Raw genomic sequence first — 2997 nt, 5'->3', positions numbered from 1 at the left:
CCCGAACCCCCCGCAGCGCTTTGCGCCGCCCAACTTTTTGAAACTTCCCAGAAGCCCGAAAACCGCCAGGGGCTGGGCGTCCAGCGTGGACAACCGCAAGCGGTTGACCACCCCGGCCACCGGGCGCACCCGTGCCCGGAACCCCTCCGGCTGGGTGACCGAGGCAGCAGGGGCCCGGTGCGCGAAGGCGCACCAGGGGGCGCAGCCCAGGGGGTCGGGGGGCGTGCCGCCCCACGCGGAGGAGCGCCCTAGGCGCGGGCCGGAGGCCGGGGGGGCTGTCTTTATTCGGCCCCCTTGGGGGGGGCCTGATATTGGTATCCCCGCGCACGCGCGGGCCGACGCTTATCGCAGATAAGCATAGTCGGTCACTATGCTTATGAAACCAAGCCCGCTACACTGGCGCCATGGGGTATCAATTCCTGCACCTGGAGGCATACGCGCGCACCGGCTCCAAGCAGCACGGCCAGCCGCGCAAATGGTCGGCGCGAGAGATCGCCGCCGAGGCCATGCGCGAGCCTGACGCCTGCCCGCACGTCGAGCAGCCGAAGCCGCCCAAGCTGCTGCACGGCTGCACCCCGGCAGAGGCCGCGAAGCTGGCCCACGACTGGGCGGACAGCAGCAAGGACGCCAAGGGGCGCAAGCTGCGCGCCGACGGCCTCGCCCTGGCTGCTGGGGTGGTGTCCTTGCCCGCTGAGCAGGCCAAGGACTGGCCCCGCTTTCGGGAGGCCACGGTGGCATGGCTTCGGGAGCAGTACGGGGAGCGGCTGCGGTCGGTGGTCGAGCACACCGACGAGGCCCACCCGCACCTGCACTTCTACGCCGTGCCCCTGCCGGGGGAGCGGTTCGAGGTTCTGCACCCAGGGCGGCAGGCCGCCGCCAAAAAGGCCCAGCAAGGGGCCAAGAAGGGCGCACAGAACGCCGCATACAAGCAGGCAATGGTGGGGTGGCAGGATGGCTTTCAAAGGGCTGTAGCGGCCCATTTCGCGCTTACACGCCGGGGGCCGGGTAAACGTCGGCTGACGCGGGGAGCCTGGAAAGCTGAGCAGGAGCAAGCCCGGTCACTGGCGCAGCCGGTGCCCGCTGAGCTGGTCATCACGCCCCAGGACGTGACCAAGCGCGTGACCAAGGCCGGTTTGCTGGGCAAGCAGTACGAGAGCGGCGACGAGCTGGCGGCGCGGCTCACTGAGCTGGTGCAGGAGCGGGCGCGGCCACTGGCGGCGCAGGCGGCGCGGGCCGACTTCGACGGCAAGCAGGCATCCCGCCTGGTGCAGCGGGTGCAGGTGCTGGAGAGCACCGACAACACGGCACGCGCTGAGCTGGCCGAGAGGCAGGCGCAGGAGCTGCGCCGGGAGCTGGAGCAGCAGCGCAAGCGGGCGGACAAGGCCGACGAGCTGGCCCAGGTCTATCGGCAAGGCCGGGATGCTGCGCTCGATGAGCTGCGAGAACTGCGGCCGCAGCGTGGCCACGGCCTGGAGCGCTAGCCCTCCGTCACTAGGTCATCACTAAACAAAACTGGCCGCAAAGCCGCGCCAGTGCTGGGTTTGGGCGGTGCGTCACTACCGAGTAGTGACGCACTCCGGGGCACTTCAAAAAGCGCGATCACGCTTTTTTGTCGCTCTTGTCGATGACCTTGAACGCCTCGAAGAGGTTGGGGCCTGACGTGGAGCGCGGCGGGTGGTCGATGTGCTCGAAGAACCGTTCGAGCTGGGCGCGGCGCTCTGCCCTGTCGCTCTGGGGCTGGTAGCCCGGTTTCAGCAGCAGGGCGTACTCCCGGTAAAGCGCATCGAGGCCCTTCTGGCCCAGCGGCTGCACCTCGGTTTCGGTAGCGCAGCGCGGGCAGATGTTCAGCGGCTCAAGGTGGGCCAGCGGCTGGTAGGCCTCGGCATCGTGGATGGTGCCCAGCCACCCACAGCGGGGGCAGCGGCAAGGCTTGTCGGCGTCCATGGCTCACACATCCAAGCGTTGTTGGCCGCGTGCTTCCAGCTCGTCTTGCAGCGACTCTTTTTTCCGCTCGATGACGGTCGAAAACGCGACTCGATCCCCATTGAAAACGAAGCTAGGATTCACGAAATACCGCCCCTTTCTTACCGTTTTTGCTATCAATTTTGCCGTCTCAAGCTCTGCCAAACCGCGTTTGAAAGTAGCGATGCTGAAGTCCTTGATGGGGGGATTTCGGCCCTGGTGCGCGGCCAAAAAATCTTCCAGGGCGAAGCTATCGAGGGCCACCTCATCTTTCGCCAGCGCACCGGCCTGGACGGCCCAACAAAGCACGTTGAACGCCTTGATCCCCGGCGATGTGAGGTCGAAGGTCAGCGCAATATTCCGAGTGAACAGCTTCAAAAACTGCTCGTTATCGACATAGCGATAGGTAACCAAGTGGGTGCCCTGGGTCTGCCCCGTTGATTCGTTGACCAGCACATGAGAGTCTTTCCCAAGGGGGCCGAGACGCACCTGCTTCTCCCGCAAGTTGACCACCAAATCGCTCAAAAAAGGATTGGTTTTGTACCTTACAACACTCATTTTTACCCCTTAAATTGAACCTGTGAGGACTACTTTAAAGGCTCACTAGCTCAAAATCAAGCTTTATTTTGAGCGAACACGCACACCCGTCTGAGCGAACAAGTTCTCAATCCAGCATGGAGGACCTAGCATCCATGCGGGTTTGCGCGGTTTCCCTTCTTAGTTCTTGCTAGCAGGTGTTGGAGCGCCTGCGGCGGGCCAAACAGCCTCAACCGCCGTGCCCTGAACCCGTTCCGCCGTGGACAACCCTATGGCCCGTGGACGGCGGGCACAGCCTGGCGGCTGCACCCTGACCGCCCACCGGCCATTTACGGGTTGCCCACCGCTCCACTGACACGGGGGGCACGCCCCCCGAACCCCCCGCAGCGCTTTGCGCCGCCCAACTTTTTGAAACTTCCCAGAAGCCCGAAAACCGCCAGGGGCTGGGCGTCCAGCGTGGACAACCGCAAGCGGTTGACCACCCCGGCCACCGGGCGC

The 2997-nt window shown here is 65.0% G+C and carries 3 protein-coding genes; 1 reads left to right on the top strand and 2 read right to left on the bottom strand.

The annotated features are described in order from the left end of the window. Positions 1-404: 404 nt before the first annotated feature. Positions 405-1481, top strand: a complete 1077-nt coding sequence (locus ISG32_RS27435) for a plasmid recombination protein (RefSeq protein WP_194774147.1) — start codon at positions 405-407, stop codon at positions 1479-1481. A gap of 118 nt (positions 1482-1599) precedes the next feature. Here ISG32_RS27435 and ISG32_RS27430 read toward each other — a convergent pair whose 3' ends face one another. Further along, positions 1600-1944 carry a hypothetical protein gene (locus ISG32_RS27430; RefSeq protein WP_194774146.1) on the bottom strand — a complete coding sequence of 115 codons (345 nt, stop codon included), beginning with the start codon at positions 1942-1944 and terminating at the stop codon, positions 1600-1602. Between the two features lie 3 nt (positions 1945-1947). After that, the gene (locus tag ISG32_RS27425) at positions 1948-2487 is read right to left on the bottom strand and encodes a hypothetical protein (protein ID WP_228530165.1); all 540 of its coding nucleotides are present in this window, start codon (positions 2485-2487) and stop codon (positions 1948-1950) included. Between the last annotated feature and the right edge of the window lie 510 nt (positions 2488-2997).

Source organism: Diaphorobacter caeni, assembly GCF_015354245.1.
In the GTDB taxonomy this organism is placed as follows: Bacteria; Pseudomonadota; Gammaproteobacteria; order Burkholderiales; family Burkholderiaceae_C; genus Diaphorobacter_A; species Diaphorobacter_A caeni.
Note: the sequence above shows the minus strand (reverse complement) of the source record. Positions and strands in the feature narration are given on the sequence as shown.